This window comes from Microbacterium hatanonis, from assembly GCF_008017415.1.
Lineage (GTDB): Bacteria > Actinomycetota > Actinomycetes > Actinomycetales > Microbacteriaceae > Microbacterium > Microbacterium hatanonis.
The window spans coordinates 2105871-2126395 of the sequence record NZ_VRSV01000001.1 but is presented as its reverse complement, the minus strand read 5'-3'; the positions used below and the strand labels follow the sequence as shown (position 1 = coordinate 2126395).

Below are 20525 nucleotides of genomic sequence, written 5' to 3'. Positions count from 1 at the left end.
GTCACCGCCGCCGGTACCGACGAGCGATCGCGGAGCCCGTCATCTGAATGCCCTGCACCAGCACGATGAGCGTGACGCACGTGAGCACCATCGCGAACCCGTCGTACCGCTGGTACCCGTACGACAGCGCCAGGTCTCCGATACCGCCGGCTCCGACCGTACCCGCCATCGCCGTGGCGTCGATGAGTCCGACCGTGGCGATCGTGATCGCCAGGATGAGTGAGCTGCGCGCTTCGGGGAGGAGGAAGCGTCGGAAGATCTGCCACGGCGAGGCGCCCATCGAGCGCGCGGCCTCGATGACGCCCTGCGGCACCTCGAGCAACGAGTTCTCGACCAGGCGCCCGATGTAGGGCGCGATCATGACCGTCAGTGGCACGATCGCGGCCCACACCCCGATGCTCGTGCCGACGAGAAGACGGGTGAAGGGGAGGATCGCGACGAGCAGCACGATGAACGGCAGTGAGCGGGCGATGTTCACGAAGACGCCCAGCACGATGTTCACCGGCCGGTTCTGCAGGATGCCGCCGGGTCTCGTGAGCGCGAGGAAAGTACCGATGGCGACACCGAGGATCGAGCCGAAGACGAGGGCGAACCCCAGCATCTGCAGCGTCTCGCCGATCGCCTTCAGGAAGATGTCGGGGGTGATGAGGGTCCAGCGATCGCCGTTCATGCCACGACCTCCTCGAGGCTGACGACTCGGGACGTGAGGTAGGCGCGCGCGGACTGCACCCGATCGGGTGGGCCGTCGACCTTCACGATCATCTGACCGATCGTGTGCGTGCCCACCTCGGTCATATCGGCGTGGAGCATGTTCACCGTGACGCCGAGGTCGGTGATCATGTGCGACACGAGCGGTTCGGCGACCTGCTCGTCGAGCAGCAGCAGACGCCAGAGGTTGTCGCCGCCCACGTGGGCGACGACGCGGTCGGGAAGGCCCTGCGGCACGACGGTCGTGACGAAGTCGCGGGTGATCGACGCGCGAGGATGCACGAACACGTCGAGCACCGACCCGTGCTCGACGACCGCGCCGTCCGCCATGACGGCGACCTCGTCGGCGAGGTCCTTGATCACGTCCATCTCGTGGGTGACGACGAGGATCGTCGTGCCGTACTCGCGGTTGATACTGCGCAGCAGCTCGATGATCTGCACGGTCGTGGTGGGGTCGAGCGCGCTCGTCGCCTCGTCGGAGAGGAGGATGCGGGGGTTGCGCACGAGGGCGCGCGCGATGCCGACCCGCTGCTTCTGACCGCCGGAGAGCTCTGAGGCGAAGCTCCCCGCCTTCGCGCCGAGGCCGACGAAGTCGAGCACCTCCTCGGCGCGGGCGCGGGCGGCCGCGGGCGCGACCCCGTCGAGCCGCAGGGGGAGGGCGACGTTGTCTCGCACGCGCACGGTCTCGAGCAGGTTGAACTGCTGGAAGATCATGCCCGTGCGGCGCTGGGCGGTGCGCAGGGCGCGCCCGCGCAGCGCGCCCATGTCGACGCCCTCGACCATCACGCGCCCGCTCGTGGGCTGCTCGAGGCCGTTCACCGTTCGGATCAGCGTGGATTTTCCGGCACCGCTGTACCCGATGACTCCGAAGATCGATCCGGGCGACACCTCGAGCGACACGTCGCGCAGGGCGGCGGTCGCCGCATCCTTCGCTCCGAACGTCTTCGTGACGTTCTCGAAGACGATGCGCCCTTCGTCGGGAGAACTCACTCGAACCAGGACGGCAGCTGGTAGCCGTCGTACTGCGGGTCGGACGTGATGTAGTCGATGAACTCGGGCGACTCGTAGGCCGCCTTGATCGCCTGCGCCCAGTCGGAGTCGACGTCGTCTTCGCGCACGGCGACCACGTTCGAGAAGAAGACGGGCTGATCCTCCACGGCGAGGGCCTCGCCGTAGTCGAGGCCGCCCGAGACGATGAAGTTGCCCTGGATCGTCGCGTAGTCGACGTCCTGCAGCGCCGGAACCTGCTGCGCGTTCTCGATGGGCGTGATGTTCAGGTTGTAGGGGTTCGACGTGATGATCGACAGGTCGGCCGTGTTGGGATCGTCGACGTCGTCGAAGTCGATCCAGCCCGCGTCACGCAGGATGAGGAGCCCGCGGTACATGTTCGACGGCGAGTTCGGCACGGTCACGGTCGAACCGTCGGCCACGTCGTCGAGCGACGACTTCTTTCCACCGAACAGACCCATCCGCGGGGTGGGCACCTGCACGAGCGGGGCGTTCGTGATGCCCTCCTGGGCGTTCACGAAGTCGAGGTAGACCGGATGCTGCATGATGTTCGCGTCGATCTCGCCCTGCGAGACGGCCACGTTCACCACGATGCCGTCGGTGAAGTCGACGGTCTCGACCGAGTAGCCCTCGGACTCGAGGATCGGGAGGATGCCGCCCTGGAACATGTCGAGGTACGGGCCGGGGTTGAAGCCGATCTTGATGCTGGTCTTCTCGGCGCCGTCGGCGGCATCGCCCGACGTCGCGGTCGAACCGCCGCTGCACGCCGCAGTGGAGACGAGGACGACGGCGGTGAGTGCGCTGACGAGCGCGGGACGGAAAAGCTTCATGGGGGCCTCTTTTGCTGAGAACGTCGCAGGGGTCCGGATGTGGAACTCTCCAGGTGCTTCGGGTCACGCTAGCCAGCACTCGCGTCACGGCGGGATTCGGTGCGTCACAGTCGGCAACAGTCGCGGCGGGTGGGAGTCGAAACTAGTTCGGAAATCTAACTACTAGCAAAGCTGTATATTAACTACATGCATTCCGCGGACGCTCAGCGATCCGCTTTCGCGTCGCTCCTCCGGGAGTTGCACGACGCGACAGTGCAGGCCGGTTTCGCCACCGCCCGACGGATGGAACTCTCGACCACCGATGCCGCGGCGATCGAGCACATCGTGCTCGCGGCCGCTCCGATCGGGCCGGCCGAGCTCAGCGTTCGCCTCGGGGTGACCCGATCCTCCGCGACCGAGATCATCGATCGACTGGTCCGATCCGGACGGATGGAGCGGCGCCGCGACGAGGTCGACGGGCGCCGTTTTCGTTTGGTCCCCACGGACGCCGCCCGCGAGCTCGTCTCGACGGAGTTGTCGCCCCTCGAGCGCCGTGTCGAGGAGGTCGGTGCTTCGTTCACGCCGCAGCAACAGGGCGTGATCGCGGAGTTCCTCGAGGCGGTCGCGACCGCGCATCGCGAATTCGCAGTCGGGGAGACCCCTGCGGGGTGACCGGCAGCCCAGGGTTCTCACTCGGGCGGCGAAACGCTGGGGCAGACCGCCCGGCCCGGTCGCGGACGTAGGAGATGGCGCCGACGTAGGACGATTCGCGCCGAGGCGTCCTACGCTCCCGCCATGTCCTACGCCGGGAACGGATGCTGCGCCGAGAGCAGGAGTGGACGCGACGGCGGGAGTCGAACCCGCCACGCAATCGGGTATGAACCGATGCCCGGGACCGCCCGGATCGCCGCGATGACGGTTCCACGTTAGAACGCCGCTCGCACCCGGGTCGAGGTCTGTGACCGATGATTTCCCCCTGAGTCGTCACATGTGCGGGCGTCGCTCCCCGGGAGCGCGCGGGAGCCGGCAATAGGGTGTGCGGATGGTTCCACCGCACGAGTCCCTGGGCGACGTGGCCCGTTCGATGATCCACGGAGCGGCGGGTGCCGTCCTCGACGCCGAGGCGGCGGCTCTCGCCGATGAACCCGACGGCGTGCACGCCCTCCGCACACGGGTGCGGCGGCTGCGCAGCATCCTGTCGCTGCTCCGCGACCACCTCGACGACCCGCGTTCGGCACGTCTGCGTGTGCAGCTGCGCGAGTGGGGAAGCCAGCTCGGCACCGTCCGCGACGCGGAGGTTCTGGCCGCCGAAGCCGCCACGGCTCTGGCCGACGCCGACATCGACGACGACGCCATGAGACGCCGGCTCGTCGACGAGCCGCTGGCCGACTACGCCCGGCTCCACGCCCGCCTGGTGGTGCTGAGCGAGCAGCCGCGTGCGAAGGGGCGGATGCGGGAGCTGCACGCGTTCGCGGCCGATCCGCCGCTCGTCGGGGCCGGCGCCGAGGCGACCCAGGCTCTCACGGCGGTGCTGCGACGCGAAGTGCGACGCGTGCGGAAGGCCGCGAAGCGACGGGACGGGTCGATGGACCGCCTGCACGACGTGCGCAAGGAGGGGCGGCGCCTGCGCTACGCCGCCGAGGCCATCGGTGAGGCCGGACCCGTGGCGCTCGCCGACGCGGCGGCGTCGATGGCCAAAGCCGGCTCGCGCCTGCACGACGTGCTGGGCGATCACCGCGACGCGGTCGCGCTGGCCGCACGCTTCGAGCGTGCGAGGGTGCGCGCCGGGAGGGCGGGGGAGGCGACGGAGGGTTACGACCGGCTGATCGCCTCGGCGATCGAGCGTGCGGACACGCGGCGGGGGCAACTCGACCGCGCGCTCCGCAGGGTGCGGACGGCGTCGCAGCTGCTCGACTGACGAGGCGGGTGTCGGAGCCCGCGCCTACACTTGACGGGACATGACCGACGCATCCACGCCCCTCATCGTCGGCAGCGTCACCGGGCGCTTCGACAAGGCCGATCACGCCTCGCGCTCCGACGACGACCTGCTCGCCGGACTCAACCCGCCACAGCTCGAGGCCGTCACGTATCGCGGCCCCGCGCTGCTGATCGTGGCCGGTGCGGGTTCGGGCAAGACGAGCGTCCTGACCCGCCGCATCGCGTCGCTGCTGCGCAGCCGTGAGGCCTGGCCGAGCCAGATCCTCGCCATCACGTTCACCAACAAGGCCGCGGGCGAGATGCGCGAGCGGGTGCGCTCGCTGATCGGCGACCGCGCCGAGGGCATGTGGATCTCCACGTTCCACTCCGCGTGCGTGCGCATCCTCCGCCGCGAGGCCCAGCAGTTCGGGTTCACGAAGTCGTTCACGATCTACGACTCCGGCGACTCCCGCGCGCTCATCAAGCGGCTCGTCAAAGAGCACGAGGGCGACGCGTTCGGCCTGACGCCGGCGGGCACGCAGAGCCGCATCTCGAAGCTCAAGAACGAGCTCGCCGACGCAGAGTCGTACGCGCGCCAGGCGAACATGAGCGACCCCGTCGAGCGGGTCTTCGTCGAGATCTTCGGCGCGTACCAGCGTGAGCTGCAGAAGGCCAACGCCTTCGACTTCGACGATCTCATCGGGCAGACGGTCTACCTCTTCCGTGCGTTCCCGCACGTGGCCGACCAGTACCGTCGGCGTTTCCGGCACATCCTCGTCGACGAGTACCAAGACACCAACCACGCGCAGTACGCACTCATCCACGAACTGACCCGGCCGATCGGGTCGGATGCTGCGCCGGTCGCCTCGAGCGGCGGCATGATGATCTTCGAGCCGGAGCCCGTCGGCGAAGATGCCGCGTCGCTCACGGTGGTCGGTGACTCCGATCAGTCGATCTACGCGTTCCGCGGCGCCGACATCCGCAACATCACCGAGTTCGAACGCGACTATCCCGGTGCGAAGGTCGTGCTCCTCGAGCAGAACTACCGCTCGACGCAGAACATCCTGTCGGCGGCGAACGCCGTCATCAGCAACAACTTCGACCGCAAAGAGAAGCGCCTCTGGACCGACGTGGGCGCCGGTGAACCGATCATCGGCTTCACCGGGTACTCGCAGCACGACGAAGCCCAGTTCGTCGCCGACGAGATCGAGTCGCTGCACAAGACGGGTGTCGACTACTCGCAGATGGCCGTGTTCTACCGCACGAACTCGCAGTCCCGTGCGCTGGAGGAGATCTTCATCCGCTCGGCGGTGCCCTACAAGATCATGGGCGGCACGAAGTTCTACGAGCGCGCCGAGATCAAGGACGCCCTCGCCTACCTGGTCGCGGTGGCGAACCCCGCCGACGAGATGGCGCTCCGCCGCATCCTGAATCGTCCGCGGCGCGGCATCGGCGACGTGACGGAGACGTCGATCGCGCGGTACGCGGCCGACCAGCAGATCACCTTCCGCGACGCTCTCGCGAACTCCTCCGCTCTGGGCGTCGGACCCAAGCTGCAGGCGGCTATCGCGCAGCTCGACGCCATCCTCGCGGAGGCGACGGCGATCATGCTGCCCTCCACGGGCGAGCTCGCGCCCCCCACGGCCGTCGCCGAGGGGCTGACCCTGCTGCTCAACAAGTCGGGCTACTTCGACGCACTGCGGCGCAGTCGCGACCCGCAAGACGAAGCCCGCCTCGAGAACCTCGACGAGCTCGTCGCCGTGACACGCGAATTCGCGCGCAACAACCCCGAGGGAACGGTCATCGACTTCCTCAGCGAGGTGGCGCTGGTCGCCGACGCCGACGACCTCGACGATGCATCGGGGTCGGTGTCGCTCATGACCCTCCACACGGCGAAGGGCCTCGAGTTCGACGCGGTCTTCCTCACCGGCGTAGAAGAAGACCTCATCCCGCACCGCATCTCGGCGAACGAGCCCGGGGGGCCGGCGGAAGAACGTCGGCTGTTCTACGTCGGCATCACGCGTGCCCGCAAGCGCCTCTACCTCTCACTGGCGATGACCCGCGCACAGTTCGGCGAGGTCACGGTGGCCATGCCCAGCCGGTTCCTGCAGGAGGTTCCGTCGGAGCTCATCGACTGGCGCCAATCGCCCGGTGATGTGAACTCGCGCGGCGGCTCTCGCTCCCGCGCTCTCAACGCCCGTCCATCGGGCGGCTCCGACTCCGGCAGCTGGGGCTCGAAGCGCTACGGCGACGATCTGGCGCCGAAGTCGACGGCGATCGACAAGTTCCCCAATCGCATCCCCGCGAAGGTTCGCGACAACGGCGACCTCGTGCTCGCATCGGGTGACCGCATCCGGCACGACGACTTCGGCGAGGGCCGCGTCGACGCCGTGACGGGCGAGGGCGCGAAGCGCGTCGCGCACGTGAGGTTCGACACGGTCGGCGCCAAGAAGCTCCTCATCAAGATCGCCCCGATCGCGAAGATCTAGCGCTCGCCGTCCCCGGTGGGAATGCCGAGTTCGTCCGCCACGGCGGGATCGGCCAGCACGGCATCCAGAAGGTCGTGGACGCTCTCCGCGGTGATGTGCACCCGGATGTCGCGACCGTCCTCGATCACCAGCCAGGTGCGGGTGTCGCTGCGCCGGCGGAGGAGGCCGACCTCGACCTCCGCGGTCGATATCGCGGCGCCGTCGCGTTCGTCGCGCAGTGTCAGGGTGAGCGAGCGCCCGCCGCTGCGGTGGTCTTCGTCGGCCTCGTGCGTCGTCTGGCCGTGTCGCGTCGTGCACCAGTCGAAGGGGCAGGACGAGCCGCGGCTCTCGGGTCTGCGCCGAACCTCGTCGTCGCTCATCGGGGCTCCCCTCTCGCCATTCGACGTCCGTCATCGCTGGGTGAGGTGGGCACGACCTCTCCGCCCAGTAAAGCGTGGGGTTCCGACATCGCGTGCTCGCCGACCGGGGCTCGCATACGCATGTGTACATGCTACCGCCGGTCGCGTCGTCGCGAGGAAGCGAGGCCGTCACGGGCGCAACCGTGCGGCCCGCACCGTGCGTCGACGGAGCCTCGGGTTAGGCTGAAACGGATGGCTCTCTTCTCGCGTCGAAAGAACTCCGACCGTCCGGCCGCCCCCGAGGTCCCCGACGAAGGGGGCGTCGCCGACGCCGTGGCCCCGCCGGTCGAGCCGGCGAGCGATCCCGCGGCATCGGTCGGCATCTCGCTGTCCACGTTCCAGGGTGTGGGCGCATCCCAGCCGCCCGCTCCTGCCCCCGACCCGCGACCCCAGGCCCGCACGGTGCCCGCCGAGGCCCCCGCGCCGAACGAGTCGCTCCCGGGCGTGTACGACAACGTGCTCCTGCGCGATGCTCTGGCCGCGCTGCCCGACCCGCCCACGCCGACCACGCTCATGAACGTCGCGCGGCAGCTGCTCCAGGGGCACCTCTATCTGCGGGTCAAGGGCGACGCGAGGGTGCTGCTCGCAGAGGGCCGCGGTCTTCCGCTCGCGGTGACCCGGCGCGGTGAGAAGCAGCACGTCCTCGTCTACAGCTCCGGAACCGCTCTCCAGGCAAGCGTCACGGCCGACGGCGACACCGACACCTCCGCGATGGCGCAACCGGTTCTCACGGTGCTGCGCCACGTGCTCGACGGACCCTACGAGGGCATCGTCATCGATCCGTCTTCGGGTTCCGCCCGCGCCGTGCTTCCGAAGCCTCTCCTTCAGCGGGCAGTCGACGAGGCGCACGCCGCGCTGACGATCAAGACCCTCCTCGCCAGCCCTCGCACCGACGAGACGGCGCCCGCGATCGCCGCCGCGCTGACCGAAGCGCCCCTGTGGATCGCCGTCCGGCGCACCGAGGAGGGCGGGCCCGTCGGCATCGCCGAATCGCGCACGGCCGACGGCGACCGCTACCTCGAGGTGTTCTCCCACCCGCTCGAAGTGCTCAGCCTCGGTCGCGGCGACCAGGCCCTGCCGGTGACGGCCGATCAGCTCGGCAAAGCCCTCGCCGCCGATACCGGACTCACCGGCGTGATCGTCGACCCGGGCGGTCCGTGGATCCGCGTGCCCCGCGCAGAGCTGACCGCCCTCCTCGCCGACGCCTCCTCGTAGCCGACTCGTCCGACGCCCGCAGGGGTGACGGATGCTGCGCCCCGCCCTAGTGTCGGAGGATGGCGTCTGCGCGCATCACCCTCACCGTTCCAGGCCCCGATGGCGACCGGGAGGTGGGGCTGTCCAGCCCCGACCGCGTGCTCTGGCCGGAGGCGGGGATCACCAAGCGCGAGCTCGCGGAGTACTTCGTCGCCGTGGCGGAGCCGTTCCTCGCGGCGAACGGCAACCGGCCGGTGTCGTTGGAGAGGTTCCCCGACGGCGTCGAGGGCGAGAGCTTCTTCTCGAAGAACCCGCCGAAGGGCGCGCCCGACTACGTCGAAGCGGTGACCGTCACCTACAACAGCGGACGCACGCATCCGCAACTCGTCCTCACCGAGATCGCCTCGGCGGTGTGGGCCGCGCAGATGAACACGGTCGTCTTCCATCCGTGGGCGTCGCTCGCCGACGACACCGACAGACCGGTCGAACTGCGCATCGACCTCGACCCCCAGCCCGGCACCGGGTTCGCCGAGGCCGTCGTGGCTGCCCATGGACTGCGCGAGGTGCTCCATGACGCCGGGCTCGAACCGTGGATCAAGACCAGCGGCAACCGCGGACTGCACGTGTTCTGCCCGATCGAACCGACCCACGAGTTCCTCGACGTGCGGCACGCGGTGATCGCGGCGGCGCGCGAGCTCGAGCGGCGAATGCCCGATCGGGTGACGACCAACTGGTGGAAGGAGGAGCGCGGAGAGCGGATCTTCGTCGACTTCAACCAGGCGAACCGCGATCGCACCATGGCCGGCGCCTACTCTCCGCGCGCGCTCCCGACGGCCACGGTCTCCACGCCGGTGACGTGGGACGAGCTCGACGACGTGGATCCGCACGCCTTCACCGTGCGGACCGTCCCGCAGCGATTGGCCGACGTCGGCGACCCCTGGCGGGGGATCCTCGATCGGCGTGGCCGGATCGGGGTGCTGCTGGAGTGGTGGGAGCGCGATCTGGCCGCCGGCCTCGGCGAGCTGCCGTTTCCGCCCGAGTTCCCCAAGATGCCGGGGGAGCCGCCCCGCGTGCAGCCCTCCCGCGCCCGCAAGCCCGATGCGTCCTGAGCAATCCCGGTGCGCGCCCGGCGTGGGACCGGCGACGCCGCGATGGGTGGATCCGATGTCGCATGTCGCGGGTCGATCACGATATCGTGGGGAGAGGCGACAAAACGCCGACAGCGTCGAACGGCCAAGGGCGGCCGGGAATCGGAGAATCAGGGTGCGAACGTCGAACGGACGCAGAACGGTCGGCATCGTCGCGGGAGCAGTGGTCGCGGGCGCTCTCCTGCTGCCGGCGGGCGCGGCTTTCGCCCAGCCCGCCGACGGTGACTCGATGACCCTCGTCGTCGAGATCCCCGAGCGCACCGCGACCCCGACCCCGTCGCCCACGGCGACGATCGATCCGACCCCGTGGCCGCAGCCGTCGTCGAGCTCGACGACCGGGCCGGGCAACGGCTCGTCGGGCAACGGCGCGTCGGGTCAGCTGCCCGCGACCGGCGGCGAGGGAGTGTTCTGGCTCCTGGTCGCCGGCGGCGCGGTCACCGCGGTCGGCCTCACGATCCGAGGCGCGGCGCGTTCGCGTCAGTCGAGCACGTCGCCCAGGTCGTAAGCCGAGACCGTCTCGAGCTGCTCGTAGGTGCACGACCGTGCTTCGCGGTCGTCGCGCCACCGTTCGAACTGCACCGTGTGACGGAAGCGGTATCCCTCGAGCTGGTCGTACCTGACCTCCAGCACCCGTTCGGGCCGTAGCCTCACGAACGACACGTCCTTCGACGCCGAGAAGCGCGACCGGTCGGTCTCTCCGGTGACAGCGTCTCCCGCGTCGTCGCGCTCGACGTACGGGGCGAGCTCGTCGATGAGTGAGAGCCGTCGCTCGTTGCTCCACGCGGCCACACCGCCCACCCCCATGAGAGTGCCCTCGGCGGTGTAGAGCCCGACGAGGAGCGACCCGACGCCCTGGCCGGACTTGTGGATGCGGTACCCGAGAGCGACGACGTCCGCGGTGCGCGCGTGCTTGATCTTGAACATCGTGCGCTTGTTCGGGGCGTAGGGCTGCGCGAGCGGCTTCGCGACGACGCCGTCGAGCCCCGCGCCCTCGAATTCCGCGAGCCAGCGTCGCGCGACATCGGGGTCGTCCGACGTGCGTGTCACGTGCACCGGGTGGGGGAGCCCGACGAGCAGATCGACGAGCTCGGCGCGACGCACCGAGAACGGCTCGTTCCGCAGGTCGCGCGCGCCGCGCGCGAGCAGATCGAACGCGATGAACATCGCCGGCGTCTCCTCGGCGAGCATCGCCACGCGGGACGCGGCGGGGTGGATGCGCTGCGACAGCGACTCCCAATCGAGGCGCTGCGCACCCGGTTCGCCCCGTGCCACGACGATCTCGCCGTCGATGAGGCAGGGCTCCGGAAGAAGACGGGTGAAGGCCTCCACCAGCTCTGGGAAGTACCGGGTGAGGGGCTTCGCGCCGCGGCTGCCGATCTCTACGTCGGCGCCGTCCCACGACACCAGGGCGCGGAACCCGTCCCACTTGGGCTCGTAGCTCAGACCGCCGTCGACCTTGGCCTGTTCGGGCACCTGGGGCACGGACTTCGCCAGCATGGGCGCCGGGATGTCGTACGGCACGACCTCACCCCTCGCCGCCTGAGAGCGGGACGGGAGACCGGCGCTTCTTGCGCCGTGCCCACTCGGCCGGTTCGTCCTCGCCGTTCCAGACCGACACGATGCCCCAGGCGACCGCGGTCAGCGGTACGGCGAGCAGAGTTCCGAGGATTCCGCCGATCGCGGTACCGCCGGCGAGCACGACGAGCACGACGAACGAGTGCAGCTTCATCGAGCGGCCCATCAGCACCGGCTGGAGGAAGTTCCCCTCGAGCTGGTTGACGAGTACCACAACCCCGACGACGAAGAGCGCGTTGACCGGCCCGTTCGCCACGAGAGCGACGAGCGCTGCCAGCACGCCGGCGGAGACCGCGCCCACGATCGGGATGAAGGCGAGGAGGAACACCAGCACCGCGAGGGGGAGCGCCAGCGGCACCTGGAGGATGAGGAGGCCGATGAAGATGCCGATGGCGTCGACCGCCGCGACAGAGGCGGTGCCGCGCACGTAGGAGCCGAGGACCGTGACCGTCTTGTCGCCGACGCGGCGTGCACGGTCGTAGTGGGCGCCGCGGAAGGGGCGCAGCACGAACTCCCACATCCGGGGTCCGTCCTTGAGGAAGAAGAAGAGGATCACGATCAGCAGCACGAAACCGGTGACGAAGGAGGCGATCGCGCTGACGCCCGCCAGTGCCCCCGTGCCGAACTGCGCGCTCGTGACGAAGTCGGTGATCGCCGACATCGCGCTGTCGATCTGCTCGGGAGAGATGGCGAACGGCAGCGTGTGGTACCAGTCGAGCGCCTGCGAGAAGCCGTCCTGCGCCTGCGAGTAGAGGTCGTCCCACTGGTCGATGACGGCGCGGACGACCAGCCAGCCCAGCCCCGTCAGCACCGCGACGACGGCGAGCAGGGTGAGCAGGGTCGCGATCAGCGACGGCACGCCCTTGCGCCGCATCCACATCGTGAACGGACCGAACGCCGAGGCGAAGATCAGCGCGAGGATGAGCGGGATCACGACCAGCGTCACCTGCTGGATGCCCCAGATGAGACCGGCGACGACGATGACGAGCACGATGATCTGCACCCCGCGCAGGGCGAGTCGTCCGAAGCCATCGGCCCACAGCGAACGGGGCGGGGTGTCTTCTGTGTGCTCGATGGCGGATGCCACGGCATCCTTGTGCACGGACGCGCGACGGAACAGGCTCATGCTCCGAAGGTAGCCGGTCGCTCCCGTGCGCACCCGGGGTTGCGATGGTGCGCTATACGAACGCGCTCATTCCCGTGATGTCGCGACCGAGCAGCAGCGCCTGCACGCTCTCCGTGCCCTCGTAGGTGTGGATCGCCTCGATGTCGGCCATGTGCTGCATCACGCCGTTCTCGAGCAGGATGCCATTGCCGCCGAGCAGGTCGCGCGCCGTCGACGCGACCCGACGGGCGGCGCGGGTGTTGTGGTACTTCGCCAGGGACGCCTGCGTGGGACGAAGTCCCCCGGATGCTTCGAGGTCGGCCAGCCGTCGACAGAACAGCTGCATGCCGGTGAGGTCGTCGAGCATCTGCGTCAGACGTTCCTGGATGAGCTGGAACTTCGCCAGGGGCTTGCCGAACTGCACGCGCTGGGTCGCGTACGACAGGGCGGCCTCGTAGCAGGCGGTCGCGTGACCGAGCGCCGACCAGGCGACTCCCGAACGAGTGGCGAAGAGCACGGTTGAGGCATCCTTGAAGCTCTTCGTGCCGGGCAGTACCGCGCTCAGTGGCAGCCGCACGTCGTCGAGAGCGATGTGCGCCTGGTGGATCGCTCGCAGCGACGCCTTGCCGGGGATGACGGTGCCGGTGTACCCGGGGAGCGACTGCTCGACGAGGAAGCATCGCACCGAGCCGTGCTCGGCGGCGTCGGGGTCGTCGACGCGCGCCCACACGAAGGTGACGCCGCCCGAGGCTCCGTTGCCGATCCACTTCTTCGTGCCGCGCAGCACCCATTCGTCGCCGTCGCGGCGTGCGACCGTCTCGAGCGAGACGGAGTCCGACCCGTGGTCGGGTTCGGTGAGCGCGAAGGCCCCGAGCACGTCTCCGCGGAAGAGCGGCTGCAGCCATCGCTCGCGCTGCTCCGGCGAGCCGTAGAGCGCGAGGGTGCGCAGGGCGAGTCCGCCCTGCACGGCCACGATCGTGCCGAGCGAGCCGTCGCCGCGCGAGACCTCCATGTTCACCAGGCCCGCCGCGAGGGGCGACGACGCGGGCAGATCGGGGTCGTCGATGCCGTCGGCGAACAACCCGAGCTCGCCCATGCGGGGGAGGAGGTCGATGGGGAACTCCGCGGCATCCCAGGCCCCCTGCATGCGCGCCCCGACCTCGTCGATGAGCGTCTGCGCGTTCTTCCACGCGTCGAGGTCGGCATCGGCCACGTCGGCGAAGACCGCGTAGTAGTCGGTGCCGCGTCGACCGGTGAGGTCGTAGCGCGAGACGGCCTCGCCGGGGAGGTGTGAAGTAGCAGCGTCGCTCATGCGAACCACGCTAGACGGTCGAGCGCCCGATGCGGGCGGGTTGTCACCACCTCGTCGAGGTGTCGTGTCAAGCCGCCTGCGCCCGGTCACCGCCGGGCGTTGACTGACGCCCATGACCTCTCTGTGGAAGCACGGGCTGGAGCCCGCCACCGGCACGACGTTCGACGCCGGCGCCTCGCACGACGTCGTCGTGGTGGGGGCGGGGATCACGGGGCTGTCGACGGCTCTCATGCTCGTGCGGTCGGGATTCGACGTCGCCGTCGTCGAGAGGGGCGACGTCGCCGAACTCGCCACGGGGTCGAATACCGGCAAGGTCTCGCTCCTCCAGGGAACGACCCTCTCCGAACTGCGGCGGCATCATCCCGCTCGACTCGTGCGCGCCTATGCGGAGGCCAACCGCCGCGGCGCGGAATGGGTGGCCGATACGGCGAGCGAGCTCGGCGTCCCCTCGACGCGGCGCACGGCCTACACCTATGCGCAGGATGCGGGCGGGGTGAGCGCGGTCGAGGATGAGCACGCGGCCGCCACCGAGGCCGGAGTCGAGACGCGCGTCGTGGGCGTCGACGAGATGGCGCAGGTGCCGTTCCCGATCGCGCGGGCGATCGCGCTCGACGATCAGCTCGCTCTGGACCCCGCACGCTTCGCCCGCGCGCTCGCCGCGGCTTTCGTCGCGGAGGGCGGTCGCCTCCATACGCGCACCCCGGTGCGAAGGGTGAGTGTGGTCGGCACACCGACGGTGCACACCGATGCGGGGGACCTCTCGGCGCATCGCGTGGTGCTCGCGACGGCGACGCCGATCATGGACCGCGGGCTCTACTTCGCCAAGACGAGCGGGCTGCGATCGTCGTGCGTCTCGTTCGCCCTCGACGGGGATGCCTTCGACGGCATGTACCTCTCCACCGACGATCCGACCCGCTCGATCCGCGTCGTGCGGCAGGGGGACGGACCCGTCGATGCTCCGCAGCTGATCGTCGGCGGAGCGGGGCACCCCGTCGGCCGCGAGGACTCGGCGCTCGCCCTCGTCGAGGAGCTCGTCGCCTGGGCCCGGCGGCACCTCCCGGTCGCGGAGGAGACCCACCGGTGGTCGGCGCAGGACTACCGCTCGCACAACCTCGTGCCGTTCGTCGGCACCCTTCCGCGCTCGCTCGGGCGCGTGAGCTTCGCGACGGGGTACGCGAAGTGGGGGCTGACGAACGGACCGGCGGCGGCGATGCGCCTCGTGTCGGAGCTCCGCGGCGAGAAGCTCCGCGATCGCCCGCACTGGATGACGGTGATCGGCACGCGGATGACGGTGCCGGCCGATCTCGCTCAGGGCGCGGTCGAGAACGCGTCGGTGGCCCGGGAGGCCGTCCGAGGCTGGGTCGATGCCGAATCGACCGCGGTGCCCGTGCCGCGTCCGGGGGACGGCGAGGGGATCGTCGCCCAGCGCTCCGGTAAGCCCGTCGGGATCGCGACGACCGGTGGAGTCACCCGAGCCGTCGACGCCGTCTGCCCCCATCTCGGCGGTGTGCTCTCGTGGAACGATCTCGAATGCACGTGGGACTGCCCGCTGCACGCCTCCCGGTTCGCCCCGGATGGCACGCGCATCGAGGGGCCCGCCGTCGCCGACCTGCGTCGCCTGGACGACGGGGCGCGGCCCACGTCGGTCTGACGCGTCGGGCGGGGCGCAGCATCCGATCCTCAACACCGCCGCAAGGTTCGCGCAACGTCACGCCAAGGCAGTCGTCGTGCTCTGGGCAGGGCGGCCGCGGTCTGGAATCCTGACGGGTGGAGTACCGCTCCGTCCGTCCCGCGACGCAGCCCGAACTGCGTCGCGGGACCGGAGGCGCCTGCGCCGCCCGCGCTCGGGCGGACCCGCGGATTCGGGCCTCCAAGGTCGGGATAGTAGGGTGGGGGACTGGTCGATATATCTCGACATCAAGATGTTTCCGGCTCCCCCGTCCCATCGTCCAGCGAAGGATTCTCCGTGGATCTGTACGAGTACCAGGCACGCGATCTGTTCGAAAAGTACGAGGTGCCGGTGCTTGCCGGCATCATCGCCGATACCCCCGAAGAAGTGAGAGCCGCGGCTGAGAAGCTGGGCGGCGTCGTCGTCGTCAAGGCGCAGGTCAAGACCGGCGGCCGCGGAAAGGCCGGCGGCGTCAAGGTCGCCAAGACCCCCGACGAGGCTTTCGAGGCGGCGCAGGCCATCCTCGGTCTCGACATCAAGGGCCACGTCGTCAAGCGCGTGATGGTCGCCGCCGGCGCCCGTATCGCCCAGGAGTTCTACTTCTCGGTGCTGCTCGACCGCGCGAACCGCTCGTACCTGAGCCTCGCCAGCGTCGAAGGCGGCATGGAGATCGAGCAGCTCGCGGTCGAGAAGCCCGAGGCGCTCGCGCGCATCGAGGTCGACCCGATCGAGGGGATCACCCCCGAGAAGGCGCTCGAGATCGCCAAGGCCGGCGGTTTCGACGATGAGCTCGCCCCGAAGGTCGCCGACGTCTTCGTCAAGCTCTACGCCGTCTACACCGGAGAAGACGCCACGCTGGTCGAGGTGAACCCGCTGATCCTCTCGGAGGAGGGCGACGTCATCGCCCTCGACGGCAAGGTCTCGCTCGACGAGAACGCCGGCTTCCGCCACCCCGAGCACGAAGAGCTCGAGGACAAGGACGCCGCCGACCCGCTCGAGGCCAAGGCCAAGGCCCACGACCTGAACTACGTCAAGCTCGACGGCCAGGTCGGCATCATCGGCAACGGCGCGGGGCTGGTCATGTCCACCCTCGACGTCGTGGCGTACGCCGGTGAGAAGCACGGCGGCGTCAAGCCCGCGAACTTCCTCGACATCGGCGGCGGAGCCTCGGCGACGATCATGGCCGCCGGGCTCGACGTCATCCTCGGCGACGAGCAGGTCAAGAGCGTGTTCGTCAACGTCTTCGGCGGCATCACCTCGTGCGTCGCGGTCGCAGACGGCATCGTGAAGGCGCTCGAGATCCTCGGCGACACCGCCTCCAAGCCGCTCGTCGTGCGCCTCGACGGCAACCAGGTCGAAGAGGGTCGCGCGATCCTCGCCGCCGCCAACCACCCGCTCGTGACCCTCGCCGCCGGTATGGACGAGGGCGCCGACAAGGCCGCCGAGCTGGCGAACGCCTGACCCGACGCTTCGACAAGCTCAGCGACCGATTCGAAGGACATAAAGAATGTCGATCTACCTCAACAAGGATTCCAAGGTCATCGTCCAGGGCATCACGGGCGGCGAGGGCACCAAGCACACCGCCCTCATGCTGAAGGCCGGCACCCAGGTCGTCGGCGGCGTCAACGCCCGCAAGGCGGGCACCGTCGTCACGCACCAGGACAAGGACGGCAACGACGTCGAGCTCCCCGTGTTCGCCTCGGTCGCGGAGGCGATCGCGGCCACGGGCGCCGACGTGTCGATCGCGTTCGTGCCGCCGGCGTTCACGAAGGACGCCATGATCGAGGCCATCGATGCCGAGATCCCGCTGCTCGTCGTCATCACCGAGGGCGTCCCCGTCGGCGACAGCGCCGAGGCATGGGCCTACGCCAAGTCGAAGGGCGAGACCACGCGCATCATCGGTCCGAACTGCCCGGGCATCATCACGCCCGGTGAGGCGCTCGTCGGGATCACCCCCGCCAACATCACGGGCAAGGGCCCGATCGGCCTCGTCTCGAAGTCGGGCACGCTGACCTACCAGATGATGTTCGAGCTGCGCGACCTCGGCTTCTCGACCGCCATCGGCATCGGCGGCGACCCGATCATCGGCACGACGCACATCGACGCGCTCGCCGCGTTCGAGGCCGACCCCGAGACCAAGGCCATCGTCATGATCGGCGAGATCGGCGGCGACGCCGAAGAGCGCGCAGCCGACTTCATCAAGGCCAACGTCACCAAGCCGGTCGTCGGCTACGTCGCCGGTTTCACCGCGCCCGAGGGCAAGACCATGGGTCACGCCGGCGCCATCGTCTCGGGCTCGGCGGGCACCGCGCAGGCCAAGAAGGAGGCCCTCGAGGCCGCCGGGGTCAAGGTCGGCAAGACGCCCAGCGAGACCGCGACGCTCATGCGCGAGATCATCGCCGCACTGTAAGGCCGCACCAGAGGGGGCGGATGCTTCGACACCGGCGCGCAGGCGCCGTGGTCGCAGCATCCGCCCTTTCTGCGTCGCGGCATAGGGTGGGGAGCATGCCGCTTTCCGGGGAGTATCTGCCCAGCACGTCCGAGTGGGCCCGCAACCAGGCCGAGACCTTCGAAGCCACCGGGGGTGCCGAAGCCGCCGAGCTGCGCGGTGTGCCGATCATCGTGCTGACGACCGTGGGCGCGAAGTCGGGAGCGCTGCGCAAGACCGCCCTCATGCGCGTCGAGCACGACGGCCGCTACGCGGTCGTCGCCTCGCAGGGAGGTGCTCCGAAGGCTCCCGCCTGGTACTGGAACCTCGTCAAGAACGCGCACGTCGAGCTCCAGGACGGCGCCGTGACCCGCGACTACCTCGCGCACGAGGCCGAGGGCGACGAGTACGCCGAGTGGTGGGCACGGGCCACCGCGGTGTGGCCCGACTACGACGCGTACCAGGCGAAGACCGATCGCCGGATCGCGCTGTTCGTGCTCGAGCCCGTCACCGACTGATCCGCCGGTCTCGCGGGTGACGCGCAGACGGGCGTCGCTGCACCGATCGGAGATCGGCGAACCCTAGAATTTCCCTGCTCCACGGGTTGGAGCGGCGGATCGGGGGACTCGGCATGACCGCACAGCGGGCGCGACGTGCACGGTCGGTGGCGGTCGGCATCGGTGCGGGTCTCCTCGTCGTCGCCGCCGCGCTGTCGCTCGGGGCATACCTGGCCCCCCGCGTTCTTCCCAACCTCTTCACCGAGGTGTTCGACGAGGCGCACCCGCAGACGGTCATCGACGCGGGCGCACGCGCGACGGTCGTCGTGCCCGCCGGCTGGGCGTCGCAGCGGGCATGGGGAAGCGAGAGCGAGCTCGTCCTGCGCTCGCCCGACGGCGGGCTGGCCGTGACCTTCACCATCTCGCCCGACGCCGCGCAGCCGACGGTCGCCTCCGACGACGCGTCGGGTGGGGACGACGCGGTCGTCGAGCGGCTCGCCTCGGGCCTCGACGCCGCCCACGCGCAGACCGACGACGCGCTCGTTCTCGCGGTGGGACGGGGCGCGGCCGAACCGAGCATGAGGATCGTCGCCACGGGAACGCGGGAAGAGCTCGCTCCCTACCGGCCGGTCATCGCCGACCTGATCGAGAGTGTGCGGGTGGGATCGTGAGGCGATGCCGTTCGGTCGCGCTCGTCACGGTGAGCGCGCTCCTGCTGAGCGGGTGCGCCGTCGCGAGCGATCCGCAATGGACCCCACCCGGATGGGAGGAGCACGACATCCGCATTTCGACAGCCCCCGAACCCATCGACCCCGCGACCGTCGGCGCACTCAGCGGCGAACGCCTCCGCAACGACACCGTCGGTCTCCAGGCCCGGTTCTCGCTGCTTCCCGGCTCCGGGGCGTTCGACGATCGGGTCGTCGGCATGGTCCGCGACGCCGTCCAGGGTCGTGCCGCCGCGGTCGGGAGAGCCTATGCTCCCGAAGTGTTCCCCCTCGGCGCCGGACTCGGCGAACGCGGGTGCGTGCGCGGAGCGACCCTGAAGGCCGGCGCCGAGATCCTGGCCGATCCCGCCCTCGGACCGGTGGGCGGCACCGGGGTCGCCGTCGCGTGCGACATCGTCGCCGCGACCGGACCGATCCTCGGCGAGCGGGTGAGGGTCGTCGCCGGTGACGCGAGCGGCGTGGCATCGGACGAGACGACCATCGTCTACGCCGACGTCACCACCGGCACGGTCGGCTCCGCCGCGGAACTCTGGAATCCGGAAGCATCCGCCCGCCTCCACGGCGAGATCGTGGAGCTGTTGCGTCGCGAGGCAGGCGCGCTCAGCCTGGCCACGGTCGCGCCCGCCGACGAGTCGAGTCTGGCGAGGTTCGCCCCTTCGCTCGAGACGACCGTCCCCGGTGCGGGCGGGTCGCTCGTCATCACGATCGCGCCCGGTTTCACCGCTCCCGAGCTCGTGGCACTCGATGTGCCGCCGACCGGGTCGCCCCTCGTGATCGAGGTGCCCGCGCAGACCGCGGCGACCCTGGTCACACCGCTGGGTGCGACGCTCGTCGCGGCCGGGCAGGCGGGCGCCGCTTTCGAGAATCCCGCCGCGCCGCCCGCCGGGCGCACCCCGGTCGACTGCGACCTCTTTCCGTGCGTGGCGCTCACCTACGACGACGGACCCAGCGACTTCACTCCTGGCATCCTCGACGAGCTCGCCTCGCGCCGTGCGGCCGCGACGTTCTTCACGATGGGCGACAAGGCCTCGCGCTACGGCGACGTGCTGCGTCGAATGGTCGCGGAGGGTCATCTCGCCGAGAACCACACGTGGAACCACCCGCACCTTCCCGACATCCCGCTCGACGCGGCGCTTCGCCAGATCCGCGACGCCACCGGGGCGATCGAGAAGCAGACGGGGGAGCGGATCACGATGTTCCGTCCGCCCTACGGCGAGTACACCTCCGAGATCGTTGCGGCGGCGGGTCTTCCCGCGATCCTCTGGGATGTCGACACGTTGGACTGGCAGGGAATCTCCGACGACGTGCTGATCGATCGCGCCGTCGAGCAGCCCCGGCCGGGATCGATCGTGCTGCAGCACGACATCCAGCCGAACACCGCCCGCACCGCCGGAGCGATCTACGACGGGCTGCGCGACCGGGGCTTCAGCCTCGTGACCGTCGCGCAGCTGTTCGGCGGACAGGCGCCTGCGTCGGGCGCCTGGCGCAGCGGCCGCTGAGCCTGCGCGTGTCCCGTCGCGGGACGCGCCGCACCCGCGGGTAG

At 69.9% G+C, this 20525-nt stretch carries 19 protein-coding genes and 1 tRNA gene; 12 read left to right on the top strand and 8 right to left on the bottom strand.

Features of this window, described 5'->3' with window-relative positions; all coding sequences use genetic code 11:
• Position 1 precedes the first annotated feature (1 nt).
• From FVP77_RS10185 to FVP77_RS10175, 3 genes are read right to left on the bottom strand one after another with little or no spacing between them, the layout of a single operon-like run.
• Positions 2–670: a methionine ABC transporter permease gene (locus FVP77_RS10185; RefSeq protein ID WP_147894358.1), complete on the bottom strand. Its 669-nt coding sequence runs from the start codon at positions 668–670 to the stop codon at positions 2–4.
• Entirely contained in the window at positions 667–1698 is a 1032-nt protein-coding gene (locus tag FVP77_RS10180; RefSeq protein WP_222707705.1) for a methionine ABC transporter ATP-binding protein, read from the bottom strand. The genes FVP77_RS10185 and FVP77_RS10180 overlap by 4 nt, the downstream gene beginning before the upstream one ends.
• Positions 1695–2546 carry a MetQ/NlpA family ABC transporter substrate-binding protein gene (locus tag FVP77_RS10175; protein WP_147894357.1) on the bottom strand — a complete coding sequence of 284 codons (852 nt, stop codon included), beginning with the start codon at positions 2544–2546 and terminating at the stop codon, positions 1695–1697. The genes FVP77_RS10180 and FVP77_RS10175 overlap by 4 nt, the downstream gene beginning before the upstream one ends.
• Before the next feature lie 186 nt (positions 2547–2732).
• Between FVP77_RS10175 and FVP77_RS10170 the strand changes: the two genes are divergently transcribed.
• Positions 2733–3197: a MarR family winged helix-turn-helix transcriptional regulator gene (locus FVP77_RS10170; RefSeq protein ID WP_147894356.1), complete on the top strand. Its 465-nt coding sequence runs from the start codon at positions 2733–2735 to the stop codon at positions 3195–3197.
• Between the two features lie 164 nt (positions 3198–3361).
• Here FVP77_RS10170 and FVP77_RS10165 read toward each other — a convergent pair.
• Positions 3362–3437, bottom strand: a tRNA-Met gene (locus tag FVP77_RS10165).
• Positions 3438–3567: 130 nt separating this feature from the next.
• Here FVP77_RS10165 and FVP77_RS10160 point away from each other — a divergent pair.
• Together FVP77_RS10160 and FVP77_RS10155 are read left to right on the top strand one after the other, a co-directional pair.
• Complete coding sequence (locus FVP77_RS10160) at positions 3568–4443, top strand: CHAD domain-containing protein (RefSeq protein ID WP_147894355.1); 876 nt, start codon at positions 3568–3570, stop codon at positions 4441–4443.
• 40 nt (positions 4444–4483) lie between these two features.
• Positions 4484–6931, top strand: coding sequence for an ATP-dependent helicase (locus FVP77_RS10155; RefSeq protein WP_147894354.1), 2448 nt, complete (start codon positions 4484–4486; stop codon positions 6929–6931).
• On the opposite strand, the gene FVP77_RS10150 is transcribed toward FVP77_RS10155, so the two are convergent.
• Complete coding sequence (locus tag FVP77_RS10150) at positions 6928–7290, bottom strand: hypothetical protein (protein WP_147894353.1); 363 nt, start codon at positions 7288–7290, stop codon at positions 6928–6930. The two genes, FVP77_RS10155 and FVP77_RS10150, sit on opposite strands and share 4 nt — an antisense overlap.
• Positions 7291–7521: 231 nt before the next feature.
• On the opposite strand from FVP77_RS10150, the gene FVP77_RS10145 reads away from it, so the two are divergent.
• From FVP77_RS10145 to FVP77_RS10135, 3 genes are all read left to right on the top strand, one after another.
• Complete coding sequence (locus FVP77_RS10145; protein ID WP_147894352.1) at positions 7522–8544, top strand: SseB family protein; 1023 nt, start codon at positions 7522–7524, stop codon at positions 8542–8544.
• Positions 8545–8603: 59 nt separating this feature from the next.
• Positions 8604–9632, top strand: coding sequence for a non-homologous end-joining DNA ligase (ligD, locus tag FVP77_RS10140; protein WP_147894351.1), 1029 nt, complete (start codon positions 8604–8606; stop codon positions 9630–9632).
• Between the two features lie 154 nt (positions 9633–9786).
• Positions 9787–10176, top strand: a complete 390-nt coding sequence (locus FVP77_RS10135) for an LPXTG cell wall anchor domain-containing protein (RefSeq protein WP_187266877.1) — start codon at positions 9787–9789, stop codon at positions 10174–10176.
• On the opposite strand, the gene FVP77_RS10130 is transcribed toward FVP77_RS10135, so the two are convergent.
• The 3 genes from FVP77_RS10130 to FVP77_RS10120 are packed head-to-tail and all read right to left on the bottom strand — an operon-like array spanning position 10149 to position 13663.
• Positions 10149–11192, bottom strand: a complete 1044-nt coding sequence (locus tag FVP77_RS10130) for an ATP-dependent DNA ligase (RefSeq protein WP_246134039.1) — start codon at positions 11190–11192, stop codon at positions 10149–10151. The two genes, FVP77_RS10135 and FVP77_RS10130, sit on opposite strands and share 28 nt — an antisense overlap.
• A gap of 4 nt (positions 11193–11196) precedes the next feature.
• Positions 11197–12372 (bottom strand): AI-2E family transporter, encoded by a 1176-nt coding sequence (locus tag FVP77_RS10125; protein WP_147894349.1) that lies wholly within the window; start codon positions 12370–12372, stop codon positions 11197–11199.
• Positions 12373–12424: 52 nt separating this feature from the next.
• Positions 12425–13663 (bottom strand): acyl-CoA dehydrogenase family protein, encoded by a 1239-nt coding sequence (locus FVP77_RS10120; protein WP_147894348.1) that lies wholly within the window; start codon positions 13661–13663, stop codon positions 12425–12427.
• 112 nt (positions 13664–13775) lie between these two features.
• Here FVP77_RS10120 and FVP77_RS10115 point away from each other — a divergent pair, with 112 nt between their 5' ends.
• From FVP77_RS10115 to FVP77_RS10090, 6 genes are all read left to right on the top strand, one after another.
• Complete coding sequence (locus FVP77_RS10115; RefSeq protein WP_147894347.1) at positions 13776–15314, top strand: FAD-dependent oxidoreductase; 1539 nt, start codon at positions 13776–13778, stop codon at positions 15312–15314.
• Between the two features lie 315 nt (positions 15315–15629).
• Entirely contained in the window at positions 15630–16793 is a 1164-nt protein-coding gene (sucC, locus tag FVP77_RS10110; RefSeq protein ID WP_116645954.1) for an ADP-forming succinate--CoA ligase subunit beta, read from the top strand.
• A gap of 46 nt (positions 16794–16839) precedes the next feature.
• On the top strand, positions 16840–17742 hold the full coding sequence (sucD, locus tag FVP77_RS10105; protein ID WP_147894346.1) for a succinate--CoA ligase subunit alpha: 903 nt from the start codon (positions 16840–16842) through the stop codon (positions 17740–17742).
• Between the two features lie 95 nt (positions 17743–17837).
• Positions 17838–18278: a nitroreductase family deazaflavin-dependent oxidoreductase gene (locus tag FVP77_RS10100; protein ID WP_147894345.1), complete on the top strand. Its 441-nt coding sequence runs from the start codon at positions 17838–17840 to the stop codon at positions 18276–18278.
• Positions 18279–18391: 113 nt separating this feature from the next.
• Positions 18392–18928: a hypothetical protein gene (locus tag FVP77_RS10095; RefSeq protein WP_147894344.1), complete on the top strand. Its 537-nt coding sequence runs from the start codon at positions 18392–18394 to the stop codon at positions 18926–18928.
• Positions 18925–20481 (top strand): polysaccharide deacetylase family protein, encoded by a 1557-nt coding sequence (locus tag FVP77_RS10090; protein WP_147894343.1) that lies wholly within the window; start codon positions 18925–18927, stop codon positions 20479–20481. The genes FVP77_RS10095 and FVP77_RS10090 overlap by 4 nt, the downstream gene beginning before the upstream one ends.
• Positions 20482–20525: the final 44 nt, after the last annotated feature.